Genomic DNA, 604 nt, shown 5'->3' with positions numbered 1-604 from the left:
GCGGGGATCGAGCTGATCGGCGGCGGGACCGCTTCCCCGCCGCCGGGGGACGCCCAGAGCGGGGGCGGGACCGCCTCCCCGCTGCTGGGGGACGCCCTGATCGAGCGCCTGGGCCAGGACCCCGGGCGGCTGAGCGATCGCGAGGCCGTGGGGCTCCTCGGCCGGGAGGGCGCGGCGCTCCGACGCCTCACGGCCCTCGCGGATGAGCTTCGGCGGGACCGCTTCCCCGAGCTGACGTTCGTGCGCAACCGGGTGTTCCGCCTGGGCGATGCGGAGCCGGTGGACCTCGACGCGATCACCGCGGCCGCGGCCGAGGCGGAGCGATCGGGGGCGAGCGAGGCCGCTATCCTCGGGGCACCGTCCGGCGGGGACCGCGGCGCGCAGATGCTCGCCGCGCTCGCCGCCATCCGCGCGGGGGGACCCGGGCTGCACATCCACGGATTTCGACCCGCGGAGCTGGTGAGCGGGGCCGCCTCGCTCGGTCTCCCGCTGGCCGAGTTCCTCGGCAGGCTCGCCCGAAACGGCCTGGACACGGTCGCGGGCACGGGGCTGTCGGCCCTCGCCCCGAGCGCGGAGGTGGCGGCCTGGTTCGACTGCCTGGCCG

Annotated in this window: 1 pseudogene; it reads left to right on the top strand. The window is 77.8% G+C overall.

The features are described from left to right. Nucleotides 1-604: pseudogene (locus tag OOT08_RS05970) on the top strand (hypothetical protein); the annotation flags it as partial.

Source organism: Leucobacter sp. M11, from assembly GCF_035726885.1.
GTDB lineage: Bacteria > Actinomycetota > Actinomycetes > Actinomycetales > Microbacteriaceae > JAPFRB01.
This window is presented reverse-complemented; position numbering and strand designations above follow the sequence as displayed.